The sequence below is a fragment of the Streptomyces sp. TE5632 genome (assembly GCF_054061295.1).
The window spans coordinates 477320-503073 of record NZ_JBSSEA010000002.1; the positions used below are offsets into that span (position 1 = coordinate 477320).

Consider the following 25754-nt stretch of genomic DNA (forward strand, 5'->3'; position numbering starts at 1 on the left):
TTCTGTCGTGGGACCGTCGCTCCGGCCGCGTGGGGCCGGCCGCTCCGGTCAGGGCATGGTCACCGAGGTCGGGACGAACGGAGAACGACGCGGGTCGTCGAAGAGCACGACCATGTCCCGGAACACTCCGCCCTCGTCGCCTCCGGTGCTGCGCAGGTCGAAGACGATCTCGGGAAGGTCGTGCAGGGGACGGCCGTCGAGTCTTCGCATCAGGCTCTCCCGTACCAACGCACCGTCGCAGACCGCGCCGTCGTCACCGCCGCGCGCACAGCCGTCGGCCGGGGGCCGGTCCGGCCAGATGGCCAGCAGGGCGCCGTTGTTGAGGGCGGTGCCGACGAGGTCGAAGTGAGCCGACTCGGTCAGCGGGCGGGAGAGCACGATCCCGGCGTAGGGCTCGGCCGCACCGTTCGTGCCCTTGGCACCGTTTCTGAGGAACGCGGTCTCCACGGCCTGGGCGTGCCGTGCGAGCTCCGCTCCCCCGGTCGCGCAGGAAGTGGTGCAGACACTCCATTGCAGACGGGCCGCGGGGACCGAGTCGAGGAGGGACGCCCCACGTTGCCACCGCAGTGTCTGGGGGCCTTTGCGGTGCCGCCAGCGGTCACGCAGCACCACCGGACCGCTGTCCCCCAGCAGCGGTGCCTTCCCGCTGGGTACGGCGAAGCTCGGCAGGGTGTCGAAGCGGTGGCCGAACAGGTCCCGGTCGACGATGAACTCGACCCAGGCTCCGTCGAGTGCGGAACGGACCTTGGTGGGAGCGCTGTGGTGGATCTGCTCCACGAGCGTGGCGAACTCGTCCTTGCGCCAGCTCTGCCGCTGCAACCGGATCCGTTGACGCTTGTGTTCCGTGTAGAACCACGCCTGGGCGCGGTAGCTCGGCCCCCGGGCGTCCCACGGCGCGGTGGGCTCGGCGGGTGCGGTGGGCGCCGGGCCGTGGCTCAGTTCGTCCTGGCGTTGCAGGTCGATCACCAGGTGGCCGCGCTGCCGCGGGGATGCGGGCGGCACGGAGACGGTCGCCAGCGGCGGCAGGCCCTTGCCCGTGGCCCAGGACGCGTACCACTGGTGCATGTCGTCCCGCAGCCGCTCGATCCGGGCGAGGACGGCGCAGAGGTCGGTGATGCAGTGGCCGCCGTCCGCACGGTGGGGCAGCCGCGTCACGCGCACGGCCGTCTCCGGCAGGGACAGGTCGTCGGCGATGCGCGGGCCGAAGGCGTGCAGCCACTCCCACACCCCGCTCTCCTCCAGCGGAGTCAGTTCGGCCCGTTCCACCGCCCGGCGCAGCGCTTCGGCCTGGGCGGCGGTGACGGCGACGCCGGGGAGGAAGTCCTGGTCCACGAGGGACAGGCCCCGGCGGGAGAGCCAGTAGTGGGTGGGGATCTGGCCGTAGCCCGGGTCCTCCTGCCGATAGGCCGCGCAGAAGCGGTCCTCGAGGGCGACCGCGGTCTGCTCGATCTGTTCCAGGTCCAGTCGGTCGCCGGACGGCAGCGCTTCCAGTTCGTCCAGGAGCCGGTCGGTGAACACTCCGCCCCGGCCCTCGTCGAAGAGGGCCTGTTCGCCGTGGCGGGCGCCGTAGAGCACCAGCGGGTCCCAGTCCGGGTGGGGTACGACGCCGTCCGCGGTGACCAGCGTCTGGACGCCGCCGTCCGGGCTCTGGGCGAAGTCCGCTTCCCGGCAGGCGTCGATCACGAACAACTGGCGTTCGGGTCTGCCCGGTCCGGCCATTCCGCGTTGCAGGTCCTCGAGTTCGACGCGTTGGTTGTAGGGGAGGTACAGGAAGTGCCTGCGGCCCTCCCGGCTGACCGTGCCGTGTCCGATCCAGTAGAGGACGAAGGCGTCAGCCTCCTTCAGGCCGTCCAGGAGTCTGGGCCGGGCGAAGAACTTGACCATCGAACCGAGATCGGCCGCCACCAGATCGGCCGAGGTGGCCTTCAGCCGGGCCGGCAGCGGGTCGGGCAGCGGTCCGGCGTTGCTCAGGAAGGTGATGGAACACGGTTCGGCGACATGGCTCACCAGCCAGGAGGCGAAGCGGACGCCGGAGGCCAGGGAACCGGACATGGGCCGCAGCGACGAGCCCTCGTACGTCTCCGGGCACACCACCAGAGCGCGTACGACCATCGATCAGCACCCCTCGACGGCCGTGCGGACCGCGTCGTACACCCGCGGTGTGGTCCAGTAGGCGCCGTGCGCCCGGGGGAACGGCTCCCGGGTGTCGACGGCGACGTCCCTGACCCGGCCGGCGAAGTGGTCGTCGGCGGGGAAGGCCAGGAGGTCCTCCTGGTCGACGATGTTCACCCAGCGGGCCGGGAAGTGGCCCGGCAGGGGTGCGCCGAGGCGGTGCGTCGCCAGCGCGTCGAGGCCGTACAGGTAGGGCACTTGGCTGCCCACGGTCACCAACAGCCGTACATTGGGCAGGTCGTGGGCCACCAGACTCTCGAAGCAGGCGATGCCGCCGAGGCTGTGGCCCAGCAGGACCACGGGCCCGCCGATCTCCCGTACCCGCTCCGCCAGGTAGGTCCGCAGGGGCTTGCCGCGGGCCTGGTAGAGCAGGATGTCGCCGAGAGCCGGGGTGGCGCGGGTGAGGAGGGCGCCCCGGTGCCGCCGGACCACCGGACGGACCATGTGCTGCGCCGTGGACCAGGCGACGGCCCGGGCCCTGTCGCCCAGGCCGAGGGCGGCTCCGCCCAGGGTCTTCTCCACGACACGCCACAGCGCGTCGCGTTCCGCGGCGGGGACGAGAACGGGGCCGGGGCCGGGACCGTCGTCGCGTTCGCGGAAGCGGATGTAGGCGGAGGTGACGGACCGCGCGACCAGGTCGTGCGAAGCCCTTGCGGCGAGAAAGGGAAGGGCCGCGGCGAACTCCTGGGCGCGCAGCAGTTCCGCGACGGCTTCACGGAACTGTTCCCTCGGCTCGCCGTCCGGAATCAATTCGCCGACATCGGGATCGTCCGCCAGATCCCGTACGCGGCTTCTCAGCAGATTCAGCGCCCTCGGCGAGGTGGCGGACGCGTCACCGGGTGCCGTCAGGACCGCCGTCCGGATCTCGTAGAACGGGTCGTCGTACAGCCGGGCCCACACCGCCCGCTCCGCGTCCGACCAGGTGACTCCGGGCCCGTCGGGGGACCAGGCCGGTCCCGCGCCGTCCGGCGCGTCGGTCCCGTCCGCCGGCGCGACGCCGAGGACGTCTCCCCAGGAGCACGTCTCCACCACGGTGTCCGGCAAGACCTTCCGGAAACCGTCCCCGATCTTGTCGAGCGCTTCCCGCTCACGCTTCGACCGGACGCCCGTTCCGTGAACGAACAGAATTGTTTTCACACTCGTTCTCGCATTCCCCCGACCCCGGCGTCGCGGCCACGAACACCGCGACGGCCGCCAACGTTAGCGCGACACGAGAGAGCATCACCCCGCATTTCGCGAATTAGGCACAGTCACGGCATAAATCGCCCAACCGGAAAGGTGATCACCTTCAACCGATCAGAAACGGACAGGGCGTCAGGCGCGACGACCGCGCTCACACGTCCTGGACACGTCGGAAAGGGCGGTCCGCCTCCAGCGCGAACGCGACCTCCAGCAGCGTCCGTTCACTGCCGGGGCGACCGGAGAACATGATGCCGACGGGCAACCCGTCCTCCGTCGCACCCGGGGCGGGCACCGAGATCGACGGCGTACCGACGACATTGTCGACCGGTGTGAACGCGACGTACGCCAGAATCCGCTCGATCAGTGCCGGGTAGGAGACGGCCGGGCTGAGATGACCGATCGGCGGCGTGGTGTGGGCGAGCACGGGGGAAAGGACGAGATCGAATCCGTGGAACGCCGCCGCGTACGCCTCCCGGGTACGTTTCAGCCGCCGCAGCATGCCCGGAGTACGCCGCCAGGACTTGACGTATTCCTCGCGCAGGCCCCTGCTGAGGCCGTCCATCCGGCGCCGGTCGAAGTCCGCGCCGAGGGTCCGGCCCGTGACGCCGAGGAGAAACGACAGCAGCCCCCAGTAGGTGAGGAAGTCCTCGGTGAAGCGGGGGTCGATGGCCAACTCCACGGGCTCCGCGGTGTGGCCCAGCCGTTCGAGTGTCGCCACGGTCTCGGTGACGGCTTCCCGGGTGGTGGTGTCGGAGGGGACACCGTTCGGCGAGTCCAGCAGGAATCCGATGCGCATCCGCCGTCCCGAGGGGCCTTCGACCAGGCCCAGGGGCGGCAACTCGGGGTTGCGCCAGTACGCCTCGGCGGCGGCGAGGAACGCGGCGGTGTCACGCACGGAACGGCTCACGATGCCGTCGGAGACTATGTCCAGAGGCAGTTGACGGCCCTGTGCATTGGCCACGACCCGGCCACGGGTCGGCTTGAGACCGACGAGTCCGCAGCAGGCGGCGGGGATCCGGATCGAGCCGCCGCCGTCGTTGGCGTGGGCGATCGGTACCGCCCCGGCGGCGACGAGCGCCGCGCTGCCGCCCGAGGAACCACCCGCCGAGTAGCCCGTGTTCCACGGGTTGCGAACGGGCTCGGCGCCCTCGTACTCGGTGGTCGGGCTGAACCCGAACTCGGGCAGCCGGGTCTTGCCCAGCACCGTGACGCCGGTGCTCAGGAACTGCCGGGCGAACGGCGCGTGCCGCCGCGCGGGCGCCGGAGTGAAAGCGGCGCTGCCGTGGCCGGTGGGCAGCCCCCGGTAGTCGGTGTTGTCCTTGACGAATGTCGGCACCCCGGCGAAGGCACCACCCGCCCCGCCGACGTGCGCCGGCACGTCGGCGTGCGTCTGGACCGCGTTGAGTCTCGCCTCGACCGACCGCACCCGCTCCGCCGCGTCCCGGGCGACCTCGGCGGCACTCACCTCACCCCGCCGGATCGCCGCGGCGAGACCGACGGCGTCGTGCTCCCCCAGGGCGTCGTCCCGGAAGGCGTGCACCGCGCCGCGTTCCTCGGAAGTCGTCATCGCTACCTCAGCTCCCGGCCGTACGGATGGTTGCCCGGCATCATTCCGTACCGGCGAGTAACACGCGAGAGGTCCACCCGTCAGCTCCGTCCGGGCGCCGACGGGTCCGCCGGTGCCGAGAACCGGTACAGGCGCAGGGCCAGCTGGATCTCCAGGGCGCGGGCCGGGCTCTGCCAGTCGTCGCCCAGCAGGCGGCCGACGCGCTCCAGGCGCTGGGCGACCGTGTTCACGTGCACGTGCAGGTCGTCCTTGGTACGGGCAGGGCTCATACCGCAGGCGAAGTACGTGTCGAGGGTGCGCAGCAGTTCGGTGCCGCGCCGTTCGTCGTACGCGACGACCGGGCCGAGGGTGCGGTCGACGAAGCCCGTGATGTCCCGTTCCCCCGCCAGGAGCAGACCCAGGAAGCCGAAGTCCTCGGCGGCGGCACCGTCGCCGGGGCGGCCCAGCACGCGCAGGGCGTCGAGACAGCGCCGGGCCTCCGCGTAGGCCTCCGCCACGGTGTCGGGGCGGGCGGTGAGGTGCTCGACCGGGGCGGACGCGCCGACGGTGACCGGCTCGTGCACGGCCGTTCCCAGGTGCCGGGCGGTACGACGGGCCAGGTCGGTGGCGGTGTCACCGGGGGCGAGGGGCAGCAGCAGGACGGTGCCGCCGTCACGCGCGGAGGCGAGGCCGTGGCGGGTCGCCGCGAGGTGCGACGCCGCGGCCCACAGGCGCCGCCGGGCGTCCTCCTCCTCGTCGGCGTCGGCGGCGGCGCCCTCCAGGCGGGCGCTGAGCACGGCATGGGTGGCGTCGAGGTCGGCGTGCAGCCGGGCCGCGCGCTCGCGCAGCAGGCGCGGATCGCGGTCGCGGGCGTCGAGCAGGTGGTCGAGCAGTTCGCCGCGGACGCGCTGCTCCGCCTCGGCGGCGGAGCGGCGGGCGAGCAGCAGGAGCGAGGTGACCATGGCGGCGCGTTCCAGAGTGCGCTGGTCGACCGGGTCCAGGCCGGGGTGGCCGCGCAGCACGAGGGCGCCGAGGAGCTCGTCGCCCGCGGCCACGGCGGCGATCCAGTCGCGGCCGTGCCGTACCGCGTGTCCTCCCGCGCGGGACGCCTCGAGGGCCCGGGCCGGTGCGGTGGCGGCCTCGGTGAACTCGACGGTGCCGTCCAGGACCTGGGAGACGGCGGCGGCCACGTCATGGACCCCGCCGCCGCGCAGGACGAGTTCGGCGAGCCGGTCGTGGACGTCGGAGGCGCGTTCGATGACCCCGCTGCGGTCCTGGATGATCTCGTTGGCGCGCTCCAGGTCGGCGAGGGCCGAGCGGGTCTCGGCGAGCAGGTTCGCGGTGTCGATGGCCGCCGCGGCGAGCGCGGCGAAGGAGCCGACCAGGGCGACCTGCTCCCGCTCGAAGACCCGGGCCCGCCGGTCCGCGGCGAACAGCACGCCGATGACGGTGTGCCCGAGCATGAGGGGCACCCCGAGGATGGCCACCAGTCCCTCGTCCCGCACGCCGGTGTCGATGGAGAGGGTGTGCTCGAAGCGGTCGTCGCGGAAGTAGTCGTCGGTCACATAGGGGCGGGCGGTCTGGGCGACCAGGCCGCCCAGGCCCTCGCCCATGCCGAGGCGCAACTGCTGGAAGCGGGCCGCGACCGAGCCCTCGGTGACCCGCATGTAGGTGTCGCCCCGGGCCGGGTCGTTCAGGCTGAGGTAGGCGACGTCGGTGCCGAGCAGCGAGCGGGCGCGCTGCACGATCGCCTGGAGCACGGCGTCCAGGTCGCGCAGTCCTGCCAGGTCGTGCGCGGTCTCGAAGAGCGCGGACAGCTCGGCCTCCCTGCGCCGCCGCCCCTCCAGGTCGGAGCGGACGCGCAGGGCGAGCCGTCTGGCCTGTTCGAGGGCGGCGATCCGCTCGGCGGGCAGTCCCTCCGCGCGGGCCAGGAGCACCGGCTGCTCGTAGGCCTCGGCGGACGCGCCCCGGGCCAGGAGCTCCAGGAACGGTGTCTCGGCACTGCCGTACGCGGAACGGTCGTCAGGACGGGCCCGGTTCGGCACTGTCGAACCGGGGGCCGGGGGCTCGGTGGACTGCACGTGATCGCGGGACATGGCCTCAGGATTCCTCATCCCGCGGCCGCCTCGTCAGCCCTGTGGACAACTAGGCCGGTGGAGCCGGACGGCGGCTCGGTGCACGGTCCGGCCACCGTCCGGTACCAGCGAGGTGCCGGTCCTGAAGGACGCCTGCGGAGCGCACGGACACGCCACCGTCTCGGCGATCTCCTCCGTTCGACGAGCCGTTCGACCGCGCTGTCCCACGGCATGACCGCGCCCTGGGCGGCGTCCCTCCCCCGCCCCATAGGGTGACGCCCCACAGTTCAGCCGGAACCAGTGGAGTCGAACCATGTGGGTGCATCGGCCATGGCTTGCTTGATCCGGAAGCGCCCGAACTCGTTGAGATCCGGCAGCGCGTCCACGGCGAACCAGCCGACGTCCAGCGACTCGTCGTCGTTGACCCGTGCCTCACCACCGACGGCCCGGCAGCGGAAAGTGATGTCCATGTACTGGCAGATGTCGCCGTTGTCGTAGGTCACCGGGCTCAGCGCCTGAACCAGCACGACGCGCTCGACGACGCAGTGCACCGCGGTCTCCTCCTCGACCTCGCGCACGGCACAGGCCGCGGGCTGCTCCCCCGGGTCGGGGATGCCGCCGATCACCGACCACTTACGGGTGTCGGACCGGCGGTTCAGCAGCACTCTGCCCTCGTCGTCGAAGACGAGGGCGGTGACCCCGGGGAGCCAGAGCAACTGGTGGCCGGCGGAGGCGCGCAGGGTGCTGATGAAGTCAGGAGTAGCCATGCTGCGACCTTAACGGGCGGGTCGGGTCGCTCCGCGGCGCTTCAGGGCGTGTGTGCCGGGCGTACGACTACGCGTCACCGGCGCGCCGCCCGCGCACACCGGCGGCGACGGCCCACCCCAGGCCGCCCGCGGCGACCAGGACGAGTGCGGTCTCCGGGAGGACGCCGAGGCGGGTGGCGGGGGTCTGCGAGGAGCGCAGCGGCACCTCCTGCACCAGGGAGTCGGCGACGAACATACCGGTCCTCTGGCTGACCGTCCCGTCCGGCATGATGATCGCGCTCACCCCGCTGGTCACCGGGACGGTGACGGTGCGGCTGTGCTCGACGGCGCGGACCCGGGACATGGCGAGCTGCTGGTAGGTCATCTCGCTGCGGCCGAAGGTCGCGTTGTTGCTGGGTACGGAGATCAGCTGGGCGCCGTCCTTGACGGTGTCGCGCACCGCCCAGTCGAAGGCCGCCTCGTAGCAGGTGACGAGGCCGACCCCGGTTCCGGCCATGGTGAACACGCCGGGTTCGGTGCCCCGGCTGAAGTCCTGGCGGACCATCGACGTCCAGTCGTCGTTGATCGCCCCGACCAGGGAGCGCAGCGGGAGGTACTCGCCGAACGGCTGGATCTGACGCTTGTCGTAGGTGTCGACGGGGCCCTTCACCGGGTCCCAGAGGACCTGCTCGTTGAGCAGCCTGCCGTCCTTGCCCACCACGGCGCCGACCGAGACGGGCGCGCCGATCGCCTTGGCGGCCCGGTCGATCACGGCGTACGCGTCGGCGTTGGCGAAGGGGTCGATGTCGGAGGAGTTCTCCGGCCACAGCACGATGTCGGGCCGCTCCACCCGGCCCGCGTCGACCTCCGCGGCCAGGCGCTCCGTCTCGCGCGCGTGGTGGTCGAGAACGGCCCGCCGCTGTGAGTTGAAGTCGAGCCCCAGCCGCGGCACATTGCCCTGGACGACCGCGACGGTCGCCGTACCGGTCTCGGCCGTGTCGCTCACCAGCGGCAGGGCGGCCACCGCGGCCACGGCCGGCACCGCCACGCTCAGCGCGCCGACGGCCGCCGCGACGCGCCGCACGGTCCCGGTACGGCGGGCGTCCGCAGTCACCCGCACGATCTCGTACAGGCCGAAGCCGCACAGCACGACCGCGAAGCCGAGCACCGGGGTCCCGCCCAGCGCGGCGAGCGGCAGGAAGGCGCCGTCCGCCTGCCCGAACGCGATCTTGCCCCAGGGGAACCCGTGGAACGGCACACGCGCACGTGCCGCCTCACCCGCGATCCACAGCGCGGCGGCCCACACCGGCCACCCGGGCAGTTTCGACACCGCGGCGACACCCGCGCCGACCAGCGCGACGAAGAGCGCCTCGATCACGGCGAGGGCGATCCACGGACCGGGCCCGACCTCCACACCGGTCCAGACCAGGAGTGGCAGGAGGAAGCCCAGCCCGAAGAGCTGGCCGAGGCCGAGCCCGGCCTTCCAGCCGCGCCCGCGCAGCACCCAGCCGAAGACGGCGAAGGCGGGAAGCGCCAGCCACCACAAGGTGCGCGGCGGGAAGCTGATGTAGAGGAGCAGCCCGGAGAGTGCTGCCGCTGCGGCCGGAACGAGGCGCGCGAGCCGCCCGGACCACGCCCTGGGCGCGGTCTGCGGCGGCATCGGGGCCGACTCGCCGACGGAGGTTGCGGTGACGGTCACTCGGAGAGTCTACGGCGCGTGACCTGGGCGCCGACCGCACGAGCGCTCGGCCGCGGAGCGCGGCCCGGCCGGGACCTGGCCCACCGGGCGGCACGGTTCGCTCCGCGTCTGCCGGCCGCGGGGATCGCGGTGCCCCCCGGCAGGTCAGTGGACCGGGCCCGGCCGGTGCGGGTGCAGGCGGTCGCGGATGACGCGTACCGCTGCCTCCGCGTCGTCCACGGTGATCGTGAAGGTGTGTCCGTCCCACAGGTTCAGGACGAGGCCCTCACCACGGCGTACGACGACCGCCGTGCCCTTCTCGGGCCGCCAGCGGTAGCCCCAGCCGCCCCAGTGCCGCGGGGTGACGTGCGGTACGAACTCGGCTCCGGCGACGTGCGACAGCGGGATGCGGCGGCGCGGCACGCCCATGTGACCGCAGCGCACCTCGAGGTGGTCCTCGTCGACCCGCAGCGCGACGTGCACGAAGGCGAGCGTGCCGAACAGGACCAGCAGCCCGGCGGCGATGCACCCGACGACGGCCATGACCAGCGGCGCGACGCCGGTCGTCCATGTCGAGTCGACGGCCAGCACGATGCCGAGCGTCATACAGGCGGCACCGATGAGTGCCAGGAGCCACTGCATGCGGTTGGTCGCGCGGCCGGTCCAGACATGGGGGGACGGGGGGTGGGCACTGCGGGGGTGGTCCCTCATGCGCTCGAGGCTACTTCGGTTTCGCCGCGCGGGTACGGGGTCGCACGGCGTCACTGCGCCGACCGGGCGTGGACTGGTCCCGCAACCGGTCTCACCCGGCGGGGGCGACCTCCTGCAGCAGCCGGCCTTCCGCATAGGTGAGGGCGGCCGGCGGAAGCGTGCCCTCGCGGCCGCTCAGCAGCACCGTGAGAGTGCCGGTCGCCGGGGCCTCGGGGGCAGGCCGTTCACCGATACGGCGCATGGTCTGGGCGGCGACCGCTCCGGCGGAGCCGTGCAGGACCAGTGGCGGCCGGCCGGGGCGCTGCACGGCTGCCCGGATGCGTTCGGCGACCAGTTCGTAATGGGTGCAGCCCAGGACGACGGTCGTCACATCCTCCGGGGTGAGTTCGGCGGCGGCGGCGACGGCCGCGTCGATCGCGTTCTCGTCCGCGCGCTCCACGGCCTCCGCGAGACCCCAGCAGGGCACCTCGGTGACGGTCACGCCGTCGGCGAAGTCCTGGATCAGATTCCGCTGGTACGGGCTGCCGGTCGTCGCCGGGGTGGCCCAGATGGCGAGCGGCCCGCCGCCGGCGGCCGCCGGCTTGATCGCCGGGACGGTGCCGATGACGGGCAGGGTCGGTTCGAGGCGGGCGCGCAGGGCGGTGAGGGCGTGCACGGTGGCGGTGTTGCAGCCGACGATCAGGACGTCGGGCCGCCGTGCGGCAGCCGCCTCGGCGACGGCCAGGGCGCGGGCGGTGAGGTCCTGGGGAGTCCTGGGGCCCCACGGCATGCCGTCGGGGTCGAGGGAGAGGACGAGATCGGCGTCCGGGCGCAGGCGCCGTACCGTTGCGGTGGCCGCCAGCAGGCCGATTCCGGAGTCCATGAGCGCGATCTTCACCCGGCCACGATAGACGATGAGCCGCTCCCGGCCGCTTCCGTGGGGCAGACTGCGCACGTGAGCGCCGTAGTGTGGACCGCCGCCGTGTCCCTCGCCGCCTGGCTGTGGCTGCTGCTCTTTCAGGGCTTCTTCTGGCGTACGGATGTCCGGCTGCCGTCTCGGCGGGAGCCCGAGGCGTGGCCGTCGGTGTGCGTGGTCGTCCCCGCGCGCGACGAGGCGGCGGTGCTGCCCGCGAGCCTGCCGTCGCTGCTCGCCCAGGACTACCCCGGGCGGGCGGAGGTCTTCCTGGTCGACGACGGAAGCACGGACGGCACCGGGAGAATCGCACGTGAGCTGGCGGGCCGGCCCGGGGGCCTGCCGCTGACCGTGGGCTCGCCCGGCGAGCCGCCGGACGGCTGGACCGGCAAGCTCTGGGCGGTGCGGCACGGCATCGAGCTGGCACGCGCGCGTGCGCCCGAGTATCTGCTGCTCACGGACGCCGACATCGCGCACGCGCCCGACAGCCTGCGCCGGCTGGTCGCGGCAGCCCGTACCGGGGGGTTCGACCTCGTCTCGCAGATGGCGCGGCTGCGTGTGGAGAGCGTCTGGGAGCGGTTGGTCGTACCGGCGTTCGTGTACTTCTTCGCGCAGTTGTATCCGTTCCGCCGGATCGGGCGGAACGGAACACGGACGGCCGCGGCGGCCGGAGGCTGTGTACTGCTGCGCGCCGAGGTGGCCGAGCGGGCGCGGATCCCCGACGCCATCCGGCAGGCCGTCATCGACGACGTGGCCCTCGCGCGGGCGGTCAAGGCCGGCGGCGGACGGGTCTGGCTGGGGCTGGCGGACCGGGTGGACAGCGTGCGCCCGTATCCGCGGCTGGACGACCTGTGGCGCATGGTGTCGCGCAGCGCGTACGCGCAACTGCGGCACAGCCCGGTGCTGCTGGCCGTGACGGTCGTGGGGCTGGCGCTGGTGTACCTGGTGCCGCCGGTGGCCGTCGTCGCGGGACTGGCGGCCGGCGACCGGGGTGCCGTGGCCGTCGGTGCGACGGCCTGGCTGGTGATGGCGGGAACGTACGTCCCGATGCTCCGCTACTACCGGCAACCGCTGTGGCTCGCTCCCCTGTTGCCGTTCACCGCGTTCCTGTACCTCCTGATGACGGTCGATTCGGCGGTGCGGCACTACCGCGGGCGGGGTGCGGCCTGGAAGGGCCGCACCTACCCGCGTCCGGGCGCGCTGCCCGACGAGGGCTGAGCCGGCCGGCCGTCGGGGGTCACTTGCGGCCCGGGGTCCAGTTCATGCCCCATCCGTAGGCGTGGTCGACGGTGCGCTGGGGGCTCACTCCCCGCTCGGGCACCAGATAGCGGGCCTCGCGCTGGACGACGAGGTCGCCACCGGTGTTGGTGATGAGGGCGAGGGCGCACACCGTGGAGGGGACGGTGCACTCGTCGAGCGAGAAGTCGACCGGGGCGCCGTGCTGCGGCTGGAGGGTGACCGTGGCGTGCAGGTCGGCGAAGGAGCGGGCGCCCTCGTAGATGGTGACGAAGACGAGGATGCGCCGGAAGTACTGCTGGTGGTCGAGGTTGACGGTGAGGTTCTCGCCGGACGTGACGGCACCGGTGCGGTCGTCGCCGTCCAGGTGGATGAACGGGGGCCGCTGCAGGGATCCGAAGGCGTTGCCCAGGGCCTGGACGACTCCCTTGCTGCCGTCGGTGAGTTCGTACAGGGCGCACAGGTCGAGGTCGAGGTCGGAGTGCATGGCGACCGGGCGGCCCAGCTTGCCCGCCCAGCCGGAGAACTGTTTGCGCACCTGCCAGTTGAGGTTCACCCGGAGGGCGCCCGAGGTTCCGCCCTGTTTGGTCAGCGAGACGGCCGGGGCCTCCTTGGTGAGCGTCACCTTGGTGAGCCGGACCGGCGACGGCGGAGCGGCGGGCGCGGGCGGGGCGAGGGGCCGGTCCGCGGGGGCCGAAGGAGGCGTGGCGGCCGGGGGTGCCGAAGGCGGGGGCGGGGGCGGGGCCGCCGGGGCCGCGGGGGCGGCGGGGGCGGCGTGCTGCGGCTCGTCCACGGTGATGCCGTAGTCGGTGGCCAGGCCCTCGAGTCCGCTGCTGTAGCCCTGCCCCACCGCGCGGAACTTCCAGGCTCCCTGGCGGCGGTAGAACTCGCCGAGCACGAAGGCGCTCTCGCTGGTCGCGCCCATGCTGTCGAACCGGGCCGCGACGGTGCCCTGCGCGGCGTCCCTGACCTCGATGTACAGGTCGGGGATCCGGCCGAAGGCGCCACCGTCGGAGGAGGCCGCGAGGATCACGGTCTCGACACCGGGCTCCACCCGCGTGAGGTCGACGAGAAGGGTGTCGGTCACCTGCCCGCCGGTGTTCCGCTTGCCCTCGTGCCGGACGGCTCCGGAGGAGTGGGTGGGTTGGTTGTAGAAGACGAAGTCGCTGTCGGAGCGGACCTTGCCGCCGGCCAGCAGCAGCGCGGAGGCGTCCGCGTCGGGGACGCCGGGGCCCGAGCGCCACCCCAGTTCCACCCTGAGTGCCGCGGTCGGCACCGGTGTGTTCGATCCCTTCGACATTGACATGCCCGCCCCCATCACGTGTCACCTCGCCAGGTCACACCCGGCGTCCGTCGGATCTCGTCCGCCCAACCTAGTGCCCGCGCGCGGGAAGTCCCACGGGGGCGTGCGCGGAGAAGTGACGACCAGCCGGTAACCCGCCCGGAACTCGGCTTTTACCAGAAGGCCATCCGAAGTAACAGCCGTTTCCTCCAAGTTCGCCCGTTTTAGTGATCCCTGGTCGCTGAGGACACGGAAAACAACCCTCTTATCGGTCTCCCCAACCAGCACATCGTGGGCTTAACTTATGGCCATGACCTCCCCCCGCTCCACTTATGGCGGCGGCTACTACTCCGCCTCCTTCCCGGACACCCCGATCTACGACTCGCTCGTGGCCGAGCGGGGCACCCCGCAGATCGCCCCGATCCGGGTCCCCTCCGCCTACGACGTGCCGGGCAGCCATCTCCCGGCGCTGCCCTCGGCGTTGCCCGCCCTCCCGGCGGCCCCCTCCCAGCCCGCCTACGGTTACCCGCAGGCGCAGCAGCCGGCCCCGCTCCAGCAGGCGCACGCGCCGTACGTCCCGCAGCAGGCCGCCGCGTACATCCCGCAGCAGGCGACCGCGCCGCGCGGCTATCCCCAGCCCCAGTCGCAGCCGCCGCGCCCGGCCGCTCCCGGCTCGGGCTACGAGGCGATGCGCCCCGCGACCCCGCGGCCGGCGCCCGCCCCGTACCAGGACCCGTACAACAACCAGCAGTACCGCGGCTACTGAGCCGTCCCGGGGCGCCGCTCCCCGGGTACGGAGCCGTTCCGCGGACCGCCCGGCCCCATGGAGTCGCCGTCGCCGGCCGGCACGACGACTCCATGGGGAACGCGCTGCTGCACTCGATTCACGTACATCCGGTCAAGGCTTTCCGGAACTTGTCCCTCCGGGAGGTCTCCGTGGAGCCCTGGGGACCGACCGGAGAGCGGCTCCCTGGATGCTGATCGACGACGAGGGGAGGGTCGTCGCCCCACGCGGGCATCCACGCCTCGCCCTGGCCGCCGCCGGCCTCCTGCCCGGCGGCGGTCTCCGGCTGTCCGCGCCCGGAGCGGATCCCGCCACACTGCCCGTCCCTCCTTTGGGCCGCTGCTCGAGCAGGCCGGGATGACTGGCTTTCACGACAGCGACGCAGTGGGCGCCTTGCCCGCACGGCCAAAGGCCGTTCGCGTGCCGGATGTGGGCCGCGTCCGCGGTGCCGAGAACTGTTCCGGCGTGCTCCATCTCGGCCGGCAACCGCACCGCCCTCACCGACCGCGGCTCAGCCGCCTAGACGGACCCGGCCTCGTTCACGTCACTCGCGCTTCGCGGCGCGGGTGGCGGCGGTCCGGTTGCGGGGCGCCCAGGGCAGAGTAGCCTGAAATTTACCGATACTACCTGATTCTGGAGGTAGGCGATGTTTCTCCGACTGTTGCGACGTCGTATGCCGTACGGGCTCGTCCTTCTCGGCAACGGCCGTATGATCCGGGGCTTCAGCGGAGCCTTCTACGACGGTCACGGATACCACTCCTGACCCCGCCCCCACGTCGGACCGGGTCCGCCGCGGAGACGGGGTCAGACCGACCTTGGAGGATGTGCGGTGGCAGAGGACACCGATGCCCTGGTGGCCATGGTGCGGATCCTGTCACCGCATTGCCGTGTCACCAGGATGTCCGACGGGGCGCTGATCGCGGACTGGCGGCGGACGCGTTTCCTTGGAGTGGCGACGGCCGACATCCGGAAGCTCGCTGACGGGTTCTCCGAGGAACGCGCCGAAATCGTTGCCGGTCTCATCCGCGCCGGGTGTGCGACGGCCCGCCGGAGGCAGCAGTCGGACGTCGCGATCGGGCTCTGGCTGCGCGGAGTGCACCTGCTGATCCGGACCGTGGGATTCGGACGCGCCCTTCGGCTCCTGTCCTTGGCAGCCCCGGATTACGCCCGCGCGGACCCCGCTGCCACGGAGGACGTCGAACGGCTGAAACGGGCGGTGCAGTCACACGGTCACAGAAGCTGGTTCGTCAACGGCGACTGCAAGGCCGAGGCCATGACGGCTTTCCTCCTGCTGCGGCGGCGCGGCTTGAAGGCCGTACTTCACGTCGGGGTGCGCGAGCACCCGTTCGCCCTGCACGCCTGGACGTCTTCGGCCGGCCTGTGCATCCCCGACGCCGATCCGCGCGGGCACGCGTTCGCGCCGGTCCTCTCGGTCGGCGGCGGAGGGCAGTGACGTGGAAGCGCTCCGCCTCGAGTGGGACGGGGGCGTCCCGAAGCTCTGGGCAGCCGGGGCCATGGCGCGGCAGGGGCTCGTGACGACGGTTTCCTCACGGGCCGGGACCGCGGTGGTCGTCGGCTGGGTCGGCTCCGTCCGTGAGCGCGTGGCGGGGGCGCGCGGCCTCCTCGACGACTGGGGTCGGCCGCAAGCGGTACCGCGTCTGCCGACCGGCGACTATGCGGCCGTCCTGGTGTGCCGCGACCGCATCCTGCTGATGCGGGACGAGCAGGCACGCATCCCCCTGTTCTTCAGGGAGTCCGGTGGCCGTGTCACCGAGGTGAGCACCTCGGCGCGCCACCTGGGCGGCGGAGCAGAGCCGGAACGGCGCTACTTCTGCCGATACCTGACCGGGAACATGGCGCAACCCCACTCGGAACTCACCCCCTTCGCCGGGGTACACCGCATACTCGGTGGCGAGGTGGTGGAACTTTCGATCACGGGGCAGATGCGCGGTCGGGTGCCGCGACACGTCCGTCAAGCCCACGATCCGCCGGTACGGGCAGCGGTTGAACCCGGCCTCGGCGGGGCCGCGAAGGACCTGCGCCTCGCATTGGAGGACGCTGTCGGGCGCCGTACGGGCAGGATGACGGCATGCCATGTTTCCGGCGGCACCGACTCCACCAGCGTCGCGCTGCTCGCGGCACGTCTGCTGGCCGCGGGACAGGGCCACCCCGGGGACCTCGTCCTGCTCGCCGGGCGCTTCAAAAGGGGAGAACTCGCTGCCGAGCAGCCTTATATAGACGAGGCGATGGCGGAGATCCGCCGGCACGCGCCCGCAGCCCGCCCGGTGGTCCTCGATGTCGACGACGTGGCCGACTTCGACGACTTCCAGCACCACGCGGGAGACCCGGACGAGCCTCATGCGCACGCCTTCCGCGCCCCGTTCTGGAGCAGGCTCCATGCCGCTGCGGCGGATCTGGGCTGCGACACCCTCCTGACCGGCTGCGGGGCCGATCCGATCGTGGACGCCAACCCGCTTCACCTGCACAGGCTGGCCCGTACGGGACGGCTCCGGCAGATGACGAGGCAGGCACGTGACTGGGCCGCGGGCAGCGAGCGGGGATTGTGGGACATCGTCTCCGCCTACGTGGTGCAGCCGGCTCTTCCACTGGCCGCCGAACGGGTCACGGCGCTCGTCCGCCGCCGCGGAACGGTGCTCGGCGGCCTCGGTGACTTCGCCCGCCCCCGATGGCTGCGTTCCGGATTCGCGCGGGCTCACGGCTACCGTGCGGCCGGCATCGCGGAGAGCCGCTTCGTGTTCGGGCGAAAGCCCGAACAGTCCCTCTACGAGGCCGCCAATTACCTCACCGCTCCCGACCCGCTGTCCTGGCGCCGCGCACGGCAGGACGGGTTCTTCCTCTCGCACCCCTTCCTCGACCCGGAGGTCGTCGCCACGATGCGCCGCCTACCCGCCGAGGCCGCGTTCCAACCGGGCCGTCCGAAGGCGGTACTGCGCGAGGCGATGGCGGATCTGCTTCCGCCCCGGATCGGCGGCCGGTTCGTCAATGTCCCCTTCAACCAGCTCTACGCCCGCGGCCTGCGGACACACGGTGACGAACTCATCGACCTCTGCCGCTCCGCGAGGCATCCGCTGATCGCGGAGATGCTCGACGTCGAGACGCTGTGCAGGGCAGTGAGGGAGGCGCAGTTCGGCATAGGGGACTCCCATTCCTGGGACCGTGTGAACAGTTCCCTCGCCCTCGTGGCGTGGCTGGAGCGACTGGACCGGCGCTCCCGCGTGCGCCGTGCGGCCATGCCGGTCATCCCTGCTTCTTGATGTCCCAGAGCGTCCGTTTGATCGGACCCGTTTCGGCGGTGACCAAGCCGTACCGGCTCACCATCTCGTGCCTTTCCGCTATGGACGGGATGCGGCTTTCCTCACCGTTTCGCGTGATGGATGCCAACAAGACTGCGCCATGCGCGCCGAACTGCCAATAGACGGTGGCATAGCGGGGGTCCATCGTGTGCCGGTCGACCGCATTGTTTTCGTACACCCGGCCGCGATAGGCGACGGAGTCGAGACTCTTGTCCTCCTTGACCCACTGGGGCACCTTGCCGCCACCCCAGGAATACCCCTTCAGCAGGACCTGGTCCATACCGAGCCGGTCCTTGCGTGCCAATTGCGCGGAGGCGTAGAGCGCCAACTGGTCATACGGCGTGTCGATGGGAAGTTGCACAACCGTTTGGGTGACGAACGCGTCGTTTGCCTCGATCCAGTTCCCGAAAGGCATCCATGGCTGCGCCGACACCAACTGGCCGGGCTGGTAGACCTCCTTTCTGGAGAGCGGATGTTGCACCTGGAAGTCACGGAACGTCTTGGCGTCTGCACGCCACTGCTCGCGGGGCCGGTCCGTCCGGCTGAGCGACACCCGTTCGCCCATGGCGTGGAATTCGGTGCCGAGCACGTAAAAGCCCATATCGCTGCGGTTCTCGATCTTGATGTCGACCGGTACGACGAACTTCTTACGGTCCTTGCTCAGCACAGGCTCTCCCACGGTGATGTTGACGAGGGGCCTGGCACTGTGCTGGGACGGCTGGTAGAGGTGCTGGTAGCCGAAATTGGCCACCGCGAGAGCCGAGGAGACGATCACTGCCGCGGCCACCCGCTTCGGAGAGGGGATCACGACCGATGTCCGCCACACCGTGAAGACGGCCCATGCGGAACCTGCCGTGAGCAGGCTGAACAGCACCCGGTAAAGCGTGGAATCGCCGTCCCTGAATGTCTCGAGCAGGAGCATGGTGTTGGTCAACGATGCCGCGACCGTGCCGATCAGCGCGACCATCCCGGAATAGGGGAAGACGTTCCGGCCCCAGTGGTCCACGACCGCGGCGGAGCCCAACAACGAGAGGGCTGAGACCAGAATGAGGATGGCACCGGTGATGCGCCCCGTGTAGGTCAGGGCCTCGCTGAGGTCTTCGAGGCCCCACCAGCCCAGCAGCAGCGCCGTCGGGAGGAGGACCAGCAGGATCAACGCCATGGCGGCCGGTGACTTCCTGGTGCTCGTCGTGGTCAGCAGCGCCCGCAGGCGCGAGCCGACGCCGGCCCCGGAGGGAGTCCTCACGTGATCATCTCCTGACGCCGCAGGCCGTCCACCAGGCGCTGACGGGGACCGCGACCGGAACACACGCTCAAGCCGACCGCGAAGAGTTCCGCCGACAGGCACCGGCCTACGCCAACTGGACCCACGGGGTTCTCCTTCGACTTCGACCGTCACTGCGGCACTGCACGGGTGAGGCGCCGTCCGGCGAGCCCCTGACTGCTTCCCGCGGCACGTACCTGGCGGTGGCGTCGCGGAGCATCCGGTGCCCGCAGTGGACCAGGGGACCTGGTGCTGTGCCGGGACTCGAGCACCATCGTCCGTGTTGATCATTCGGATCACCATCCGGACGCCTCCGGACGGCCTACCCGAATGAGCTCCTTCGGGCTTCGGACAGGAGGTTCGCTGTCGTCGATGCCGCGGCGAACGAGGAACTCGTGCCGGCCCTCGTCGACGGGGGTCTGCACCTGCTGGTCCTCGACGTCGGATAAGTGAGCGTAACCGTGTATGAGTGAGTGTCGTTGTCAGAGCGTGAATCTGACGGAATGGGAAATGGGCGAAGACGCAGGGCGTGCATCCGCAGACCGCGTATCGCTGGTTCCGTGAGGGAACATTGCCGGTACCGGCGGGTGGGGGGGGTCCCCCGGGCAGAGTCTGGGGGAGGGTCGGGCCGCGCACGATCCTGGTGACCATCGACGCGAACGCCACCCCCGAGGCCGTCGGCGGTCCGGGCCTGTACGCCCGCGTGTCCTCGCACGATCAGAAGAGCGATCTGGAACGCCAGGTGGCTCGGCTGTCGGCGTGGGCAGCGAAGGCCGGCCACCGGGTCGTCCGTGTTGAGGCGGAGATCGCTTCCGGGATGAACGGCTGCCGTTCCAAGGCCCGGCGTCTGCTGGCCGATCCGCACGTGACCTGCGTGGTGGTCGAGCACAAGGACCGGCTCGGTCGGATGAACGTCGAGCTTGTCGAGGCCGCCCTGTCCGCGACGGGCCGTCGCCTGCTGGTGCTGGACGACGGCGAAGCCGAAGACGGCCTGGTGCGGGACATGGTGGAGGTGCTGACCTCGTTCTGTGCCCGCCTGTACGGGCGCAGGTCGGCGAAAAACCGCGCCCGCAAGGCACTGGAAGCCGCCGGACATGGCTGACCGCCGCCCGATTGCCGCGCCGTTCGTCGTGCCCGGCCCGTCCGGTGTGGCGGTACGCACCCGGCTCAAGAACCTCACGCCCGAAGACGAGCAGGTTCTGCGCCTGGTGGGTGCGCACCTGGGCTCGCTCGCCTCGAAGGACCTCAAAACGCGGTGCCTGGAGGGGCTGGAGCACTCCACCGAGTCCTGGGCGGCCCGTAAGCAAGGCCTGACGGCCGAGTCGTCGTCCCGGTGGGCCGGGTCGATCACGAGGGCCACGCATGATCAGTGGGCGCTCGCCCGGCGCGGCCAGGCCGCACACGTGCAGTTTCTCGAAGCCGGTATCACCACGATCCGGCACCGGCTGTCGCTGCCGGTCTGCCAGCAGGGCACCGAGCGGGCCCCGGGCGGCTACCGCTGCGCGCACCAGTGGTTCCACAAGACGCGACGGCTGCGTGTGCTGGAGGACCGGCTCGATCAGGTTCGGGCCGACCGGGAAGCGGGCCGGGGGCACGTCGTGCGTGGCGGCAGACGCCTGCTGGGCACCCGCCACCACCTCGATGCGGCGCGGCTCACCGAGGCCGAGTGGCGTGAGCGGTGGCAAGCCGGGCGCTGGTTCCTCCAGGCGGACGGCGAGTCGGGCAAGAGGTTCGGCAACGAGACGGTCCGCATCACGCCCGAGGGCGAAGTGTCGATCAGGCTCCCGGCCCCGCTCGCCGGCCTGGCGAACGCCGGGCACGGCCGGTACGTACTGGCTGCGCAGGTGCGGTTCCCGCACCGGGGGCAGGAGTGGGCCAACAGGGTGGAGGCCAACCGGGCGGTGGCCTACCGCATCCACTACGACACGGGGCGTGGGCGCTGGTACGCGGACGCCTCCTGGCAGATCCCACCCGCCAAGAGCATCCCCCTCAAAGCCGCCCTCGCCGGCGGCGTGATCGGCGTGGACACCAACGCCGACCACCTCGCCGCCTGGCGCCTGGACACCCACGGCAACCCGACTGGCCGGCCACGCCGGTTCTTCTACGACCTGTCCGGCAACGCCCAGCACCGCGACGCCCAGGTACGGCACGCCCGCACGCGGCTGCTGCACTGGGCCAGGTCCTGCGGCGTCCAGGCCGTCGCGGTCGAGGACCTCGACTTCCAGGCCGAGAAAACCAGAGAGAAGCACGGGCGCAGGCGCCGATTCCGGCAGCTGATCTCCGGCATGCCGACCGGCAGGCTCCGCGCCCGGCTGGCCTCCATGGCCGACGCCACAGGTACCGCGATCATCGCCGTGGACCTGGCCTACACCAGCAAGTGGGGCGCCCAGCACTGGCAAAAGCAACTGGCCGGCCCCACCCGTAAGACCACCCGGCACGATGCGGCGAGCATCGCGATCGGACGACGCGCCCAGGGGCACCGGATCCGGCGACGGACGACACCGCCTCGTGCACACCGGAGCGATGTGCACGGGCATCGGACCGTCCAGGCCGACCGGCGTGCCCCGGGCGTGAGGGACCCCGTCCCCGCATCCCCGGACCACGGACACGATCCGTGCCGCCGGACGCGGCGAGTACGCGGGCGACCAGGACATCCAAAACCGTTCGGGGTGTCCGCAGTGACCGGATACGGGTCCAGGACTCACTCCTGCTCACTGACTAGGAACGGTGAGTGCCCAGCCGTGGGTGCGGAAGCCCTGTGTGCCGGTCCACGCAGGCGCGCAGTTCTACCGGGACACCGGTCGACTCAGCCCGTAGGCACGCCGACCGCGTCCCACGCCTGGAGTCAGGGGCCCGCCCTCCGGGATCAGCCGTGCGGCGGTGCCTGTGCCGTGGCCAGTCGCGTCGCCATGGCGGTGAGTGCGATGGTCGCCGTCGCGTGAGGGAGCCGTCCGCAACGGACGGCGGGGCGTGGCGGATCGACCGGTGCCACGTCGTCGGGCACTCGGTGGGCGGCCCGACCGCACTCCTGCTCACCGAGGGCCACCCCGGCGGGGTCGCGGACCTCACCGGTATCGAGGGCAACGTCGCACCCGAGGACTGCTTCCTCAGTCGGCAGATCGTCACCCACTCCCACGACGATCCCGACGAGTTGCTGGCCCGGTTCGCCGAACGCGTCGCGGGTCACGCTTCTACGGGCGCCCTGTACGCGTCGGGCCTTCCCCACAAGGTCCGGGCCGGAGCGGTCGGGGCCGTCTTCGAGTCCATGGTCGACCTCTCCGACCACGGCAAGCTGCTCTACCGGTCCCTCGGACTCCCCGTACCGAAGATGTTCATGCACGGGGAGCAGAACAACACCCCGTCCTGTCTCCCTGCCCTGGCCGAAGGCGGCGTCGAACTCGCCGAGGTCGAGCACCGCGCCCACTTCCCGATGTCCTCCGACCCGCCGCAGATGTGGGCCCGCATCGCCGACCTCGTCTCACGCGCCGACTCCCGCTCGTGAAAGGCCCTTGGGGAGTACCGGTGCGGAAGGCCGCGGAAGCGGCCGGCCTGTCGCCGACCCGGGTGCGCCAGCTGACCGAGGACGCCGCGGCGAAGGGTGACGTCCCTCTCTCTTCCACGGAACCTCGCACGAACCGCTCCGCCGGGAGCTATCACGGAAGCGGGAATCACGGAAGTGGGAAGGCGGTGCGACCGGGTGCGGGCGATCAGCGGACTGTGGCGCTGGCGGCACAACCCGCTGTGCCGCCCGACCGATCTGGCCGAGGGCTGGGTGGGGCTCGTGGCGCTGTTGCTCGTCGTCCTCGCCGCCCCGGTCGCCGGAGTTCTCGTCGGGGGCGCCACCGAGGACGTCCTGCAGCGTTCCGTGCGCGAGCAGCGCGAGAACCGGCATCAGGTGCGGGCCACGGTGATACGCGAGGTGGACCCCTCTCCACTGAACATCGACCCGGAGGGCTCCGTCGGCGAGGACCCGCGCGCCCGGGTCCTCGCCCGCTGGACCGCCTCCGACGGCACCGAGCACAGCGGCCCGGTGTCGACGCGCCTGAAGGACCCGCGGCCGAACGACCGCTTTCCCCTGTGGACCGACGCCGAGGGCCGTCCCACAGCACGCCCGATGGACACGGCGACGGCGACGACGCACGCCGTGCTCGCCAGCTTCGGCGTGACCCCGCTGACGGCTGTTCTGATCGAGTGCGTCAGACGGCTGATCGTCCGGCGCATGGTCCACCACCGGTACGTCCGCCTGGACCGGGCCTGGGAGAGGGCGGGCCCCGACTGGGGCAGGACCGGCACCGGAAGCTGACGGCCTGGTGCCTCTGGTCAATGCGACAGCCGTGCGCACGCTACGGTGGTCCGGCCGGAGCATTCGACGGCAAACCCGCGTACGACAAGGTGGGGGCACAGCTACGCCATGGCACAGGGCACGGTCCAGGTGACTCACACCGGCACATCGCGATGGCGGCGCCGCACAGGTGAATACGCGTCGCTCGCCGCCGCCCTGGAGGCCGCGGCCGAGGGCGACATCCTCACCGTCGCTCCCGGGACCTACCGGGAGAACCTCGTCGTGGAGCGGGCGGTGACCCTGCGCGGGCCCGAGGGCTCGCCCGGCTCGGTGCGCATCGCCCCCGTGGACGGGGTCCCGCTGACCGTACGCGCGTCCGCGACGGTCCAGGACCTGCATGTGGAGGGGCAGGACTCCGCGGCGCCGGCCCTGCTGATAGAGGAGGGCGCCCCGGAACTGCGGGACGTACGGGTGGTCACCCGGTCGGCTGTCGGCATAGAGGTGCGCGGCGGCGCCCGGCCGACGGTCCGCCACTGCACGGTCGACAACCCGGCGGGGGTCGGTATCGCCGTACTCGACGGCGCAGGCGGGGTGTTCGAGGAGTGCGAGGTCGTCGCCGCCGGGCAGGCGGGCGTCGCGGTGCGCGGGGGCGCGCACCCCCGGCTCGAGCGCTGCCGCGTGCACCACACGGCCGGCTCGGGACTCACCGCCACCGGGGAGAACTCGGCGCTGGAGGCAGTGGGTTGCGAGGTCTACGAGGTACGGGGCAGCGGTGTCCAGGTGACCGGCCGGGCGACCGCGCACCTCACCGACTGCGAGGTGCACCGGACCACCGGCGACGGTGTCACCCTCGACACCGACGCGGTACTGACACTGGCCGACTGCCGTATCCACGACATCCCGGAGAACGCGGTCGATCTGCGTTCCCGCTCCGTCCTCACCATGACCCGTACCACCGTGCGGCAGTTCGGCCGCAACGGCCTGTCGGTGTGGGACCCGGGCACCCGCGCGGACGCCAACCAGTGCGAGATCTCCGACAGCACCGGCGACTATCCGGCGGTGTGGGTGAGTGACGGCGCGGCCGTCGTACTGGACTCCTGCCGGGTGCACGACGTGCCGGACGCCCTGTTCGTCCTCGACCGCGGTTCACGCGCGGACGTGGTCGACAGCGACCTGTCGCAGGTGCGCAACACCGCGGTGTCGGTGAGCGACGGCGCCACCGCGCAGCTCGACGACTGCCGGATCCGGGAGGCGGCCACGGGAGCCTGGTTCCGGGACCACGGCAGTGGCGGCACCCTCAGCAACTGCACCCTGGACGGCATGCAGACCGGCGTGATCGTCACCAAGGGCGCCGATCCGACCGTCGAGCGCTGCACCATCGATTCCCCGGCCGAGGCCGGTGTCTATGTCTCGGCCGGTGGCCGCGGCAGCTTCCTGGGCTGCCGGGTCACGGGCAGCGGCGGGTACGGCTTCCATGTGATAGACGGCAGCCGGACGACGCTGCGGAAGTGCCGCACGGAGCGCTGCGCGCGCGGTGGTTACGAGTTCGCCGAGAGCGGCGGAGCGGCCGGCGCGGGCGGTCCCGTGGTGGAGGACTGCACCAGTGACGAGAGCGGCCATCTCGCGTCGCCGGCGGCACCGGAGCCGGCCGTGCAGACCGTGGCCCACTCCCCCGGCCTGCTGGGCTCCGTTCCCGGACCCCGTGCCGGGCAGGCGCCGCCCGCCCCCGCCGTCGAACCGGAGAAGGAGCTGCGACCGTCGAAGACGGTGCTCGGTGAACTCGACGCACTGGTGGGCCTGGAGAGCGTCAAACAGGAGGTGCGGGCCCTCACCGACATGATCGAGGTGGGCCGGCGCCGGCAGCAGGCCGGACTGAAGGCGGCCTCCGTCAAGCGCCATCTGGTGTTCACGGGCTCCCCCGGCACCGGCAAGACCACGGTCGCCCGCCTGTACGGCGAGATCCTCGCCTCCCTCGGCGTGTTGGAGAAGGGGCACCTGGTCGAGGTCTCCCGGGTCGATCTGGTCGGCGAGCACATCGGTTCCACGGCGATCCGCACCCAGGAGGCGTTCGAGAAGGCGCGCGGCGGTGTGCTGTTCATCGACGAGGCGTACGCGCTCTCCCCCGAGGACTCCGGGCGGGACTTCGGCAAGGAGGCCATCGACACACTGGTGAAGCTGATGGAGGACCACCGGGACGCGGTCGTGGTCATCGTCGCGGGGTACACGGTGGAGATGGAGCGGTTCCTGTCCGTCAACCCGGGAGTGGCGTCCCGTTTCTCACGGACCATCACCTTCGGTGACTACGGGTCCGAGGAGCTGCTGCGCATCGTGGAGCAGCAGGCCGAGGAGCACGAGTACCGGCTGGCGGCGGGTGCCTCGGAGGGGCTGCTGAAGTACTTCACGGAGATCCCCAAGGGTCCCGCGTTCGGCAACGGCCGCACCGCGCGGCAGACGTTCGAGGCGATGGTGGAGCGGCACGCGAGCCGGGTCGCCCAGCTGCCGGAACCGAGTACGGACGACCTGACCCTGCTCTACGCCGACGACCTGCCCGAGCTGCCCTGATCCCGCCGCCGCGCGTCATGCGGCACGG

General features: G+C 71.7%; 18 protein-coding genes and 2 pseudogenes. 10 read left to right on the forward strand and 10 right to left on the reverse strand.

Annotation, left to right across the window (positions count from 1 at the left end):
• Positions 1-48 precede the first annotated feature (48 nt).
• The 8 genes from ACVW19_RS04255 to ACVW19_RS04290 all read right to left on the reverse strand — a co-directional run bounded on the left by ACVW19_RS04255 (position 49) and on the right by ACVW19_RS04290 (position 10987).
• Positions 49-2112 carry a caspase family protein gene (locus tag ACVW19_RS04255; RefSeq protein ID WP_457456691.1) on the reverse strand — a complete coding sequence of 688 codons (2064 nt, stop codon included), beginning with the start codon at positions 2110-2112 and terminating at the stop codon, positions 49-51.
• Between the two features lie 3 nt (positions 2113-2115).
• Positions 2116-3216: a hypothetical protein gene (locus tag ACVW19_RS04260; RefSeq protein WP_457456692.1), complete on the reverse strand. Its 1101-nt coding sequence runs from the start codon at positions 3214-3216 to the stop codon at positions 2116-2118.
• Positions 3217-3505: 289 nt separating this feature from the next.
• Entirely contained in the window at positions 3506-4921 is a 1416-nt protein-coding gene (locus tag ACVW19_RS04265; RefSeq protein WP_457456694.1) for an amidase, read from the reverse strand.
• A gap of 80 nt (positions 4922-5001) precedes the next feature.
• Entirely contained in the window at positions 5002-6996 is a 1995-nt protein-coding gene (locus ACVW19_RS04270) for a helix-turn-helix domain-containing protein (RefSeq protein ID WP_457456696.1), read from the reverse strand.
• A 266-nt stretch (positions 6997-7262) separates the two neighbouring features.
• Positions 7263-7742 carry an NUDIX hydrolase gene (locus ACVW19_RS04275; protein WP_109382217.1) on the reverse strand — a complete coding sequence of 160 codons (480 nt, stop codon included), beginning with the start codon at positions 7740-7742 and terminating at the stop codon, positions 7263-7265.
• 67 nt (positions 7743-7809) lie between these two features.
• On the reverse strand, positions 7810-9420 hold the full coding sequence (gene lnt, locus ACVW19_RS04280; RefSeq protein WP_457456698.1) for an apolipoprotein N-acyltransferase: 1611 nt from the start codon (positions 9418-9420) through the stop codon (positions 7810-7812).
• A 144-nt stretch (positions 9421-9564) separates the two neighbouring features.
• Complete coding sequence (locus ACVW19_RS04285) at positions 9565-10110, reverse strand: hypothetical protein (RefSeq protein WP_457456700.1); 546 nt, start codon at positions 10108-10110, stop codon at positions 9565-9567.
• 91 nt (positions 10111-10201) lie between these two features.
• Positions 10202-10987 (reverse strand): glutamate racemase, encoded by a 786-nt coding sequence (locus ACVW19_RS04290; RefSeq protein ID WP_457456969.1) that lies wholly within the window; start codon positions 10985-10987, stop codon positions 10202-10204.
• 39 nt (positions 10988-11026) lie between these two features.
• Between ACVW19_RS04290 and ACVW19_RS04295 the strand changes: the two genes are divergently transcribed.
• Positions 11027-12220 (forward strand): glycosyltransferase, encoded by a 1194-nt coding sequence (locus tag ACVW19_RS04295; RefSeq protein WP_457456702.1) that lies wholly within the window; start codon positions 11027-11029, stop codon positions 12218-12220.
• 19 nt (positions 12221-12239) lie between these two features.
• Here the strand turns inward: ACVW19_RS04295 and ACVW19_RS04300 are convergent, their stop codons facing one another.
• Positions 12240-13538, reverse strand: coding sequence for a TerD family protein (locus tag ACVW19_RS04300; RefSeq protein WP_457456971.1), 1299 nt, complete (start codon positions 13536-13538; stop codon positions 12240-12242).
• Positions 13539-13830: 292 nt separating this feature from the next.
• On the opposite strand from ACVW19_RS04300, the gene ACVW19_RS04305 reads away from it, so the two are divergent.
• The 4 genes and pseudogenes from ACVW19_RS04305 (at position 13831) to ACVW19_RS04320 (ending at position 17579) form a co-directional block, all read left to right on the forward strand.
• Positions 13831-14286, forward strand: coding sequence for a DUF6643 family protein (locus ACVW19_RS04305; RefSeq protein ID WP_457456704.1), 456 nt, complete (start codon positions 13831-13833; stop codon positions 14284-14286).
• A gap of 92 nt (positions 14287-14378) precedes the next feature.
• A pseudogene (locus ACVW19_RS04310) lies at positions 14379-14632 on the forward strand (MOSC N-terminal beta barrel domain-containing protein); the annotation flags it as partial.
• A gap of 501 nt (positions 14633-15133) precedes the next feature.
• Positions 15134-15757 carry a lasso peptide biosynthesis B2 protein gene (locus ACVW19_RS04315; RefSeq protein ID WP_457456706.1) on the forward strand — a complete coding sequence of 208 codons (624 nt, stop codon included), beginning with the start codon at positions 15134-15136 and terminating at the stop codon, positions 15755-15757.
• A gap of 1 nt (position 15758) precedes the next feature.
• Positions 15759-17579, forward strand: coding sequence for an asparagine synthase-related protein (locus tag ACVW19_RS04320; RefSeq protein WP_457456708.1), 1821 nt, complete (start codon positions 15759-15761; stop codon positions 17577-17579).
• Here the strand turns inward: ACVW19_RS04320 and ACVW19_RS04325 are convergent.
• Positions 17563-18780 (reverse strand): hypothetical protein, encoded by a 1218-nt coding sequence (locus tag ACVW19_RS04325; RefSeq protein ID WP_457456710.1) that lies wholly within the window; start codon positions 18778-18780, stop codon positions 17563-17565. The genes ACVW19_RS04320 and ACVW19_RS04325 overlap by 17 nt on opposite strands.
• A 631-nt stretch (positions 18781-19411) precedes the next feature.
• On the opposite strand from ACVW19_RS04325, the gene ACVW19_RS04330 reads away from it, so the two are divergent.
• From ACVW19_RS04330 to ACVW19_RS04350, 5 genes and pseudogenes are all read left to right on the forward strand, one after another.
• Positions 19412-19984: an IS607 family transposase gene (locus ACVW19_RS04330; protein ID WP_457456712.1), complete on the forward strand. Its 573-nt coding sequence runs from the start codon at positions 19412-19414 to the stop codon at positions 19982-19984.
• Positions 19977-21604, forward strand: a pseudogene (locus tag ACVW19_RS04335) (IS200/IS605 family accessory protein TnpB-related protein). Before ACVW19_RS04330 ends, ACVW19_RS04335 begins: the two are co-directional and overlap by 8 nt.
• 216 nt (positions 21605-21820) lie before the next feature.
• A complete protein-coding gene (locus ACVW19_RS04340; protein WP_457456714.1) occupies positions 21821-22384 on the forward strand; it encodes an alpha/beta fold hydrolase in 564 nt (187 codons plus the stop codon).
• Between the two features lie 195 nt (positions 22385-22579).
• The gene (locus tag ACVW19_RS04345; protein WP_457456973.1) at positions 22580-23185 is read left to right on the forward strand and encodes an Rv1733c family protein; all 606 of its coding nucleotides are present in this window, start codon (positions 22580-22582) and stop codon (positions 23183-23185) included.
• Between the two features lie 108 nt (positions 23186-23293).
• Complete coding sequence (locus ACVW19_RS04350) at positions 23294-25726, forward strand: right-handed parallel beta-helix repeat-containing protein (RefSeq protein ID WP_457456716.1); 2433 nt, start codon at positions 23294-23296, stop codon at positions 25724-25726.
• The last annotated feature ends 28 nt before the right edge of the window (positions 25727-25754 follow it).

What these genes read in the sequence shown, in the direction of transcription:
- ACVW19_RS04350 (WP_457456716.1), top strand. Translation starts at nt 23,294, where the DNA reads ATGGCACAGGGCACGGTCCAGGTGACTCACACCGGCACATCGCGATGG.
- ACVW19_RS04255 (WP_457456691.1), bottom strand. Translation starts at nt 2,112, where the DNA reads ATGGTCGTACGCGCTCTGGTGGTGTGCCCGGAGACGTACGAGGGCTCG.
- ACVW19_RS04305 (WP_457456704.1), top strand. Translation starts at nt 13,831, where the DNA reads ATGACCTCCCCCCGCTCCACTTATGGCGGCGGCTACTACTCCGCCTCC.
- ACVW19_RS04275 (WP_109382217.1), bottom strand. Translation starts at nt 7,742, where the DNA reads ATGGCTACTCCTGACTTCATCAGCACCCTGCGCGCCTCCGCCGGCCAC.
- ACVW19_RS04325 (WP_457456710.1), bottom strand. Translation starts at nt 18,780, where the DNA reads ATGGCGTTGATCCTGCTGGTCCTCCTCCCGACGGCGCTGCTGCTGGGC.
- ACVW19_RS04300 (WP_457456971.1), bottom strand. Translation starts at nt 13,538, where the DNA reads ATGTCGAAGGGATCGAACACACCGGTGCCGACCGCGGCACTCAGGGTG.
- ACVW19_RS04285 (WP_457456700.1), bottom strand. Translation starts at nt 10,110, where the DNA reads ATGAGGGACCACCCCCGCAGTGCCCACCCCCCGTCCCCCCATGTCTGG.
- ACVW19_RS04265 (WP_457456694.1), bottom strand. Translation starts at nt 4,921, where the DNA reads ATGACGACTTCCGAGGAACGCGGCGCGGTGCACGCCTTCCGGGACGAC.
- ACVW19_RS04270 (WP_457456696.1), bottom strand. Translation starts at nt 6,996, where the DNA reads ATGTCCCGCGATCACGTGCAGTCCACCGAGCCCCCGGCCCCCGGTTCG.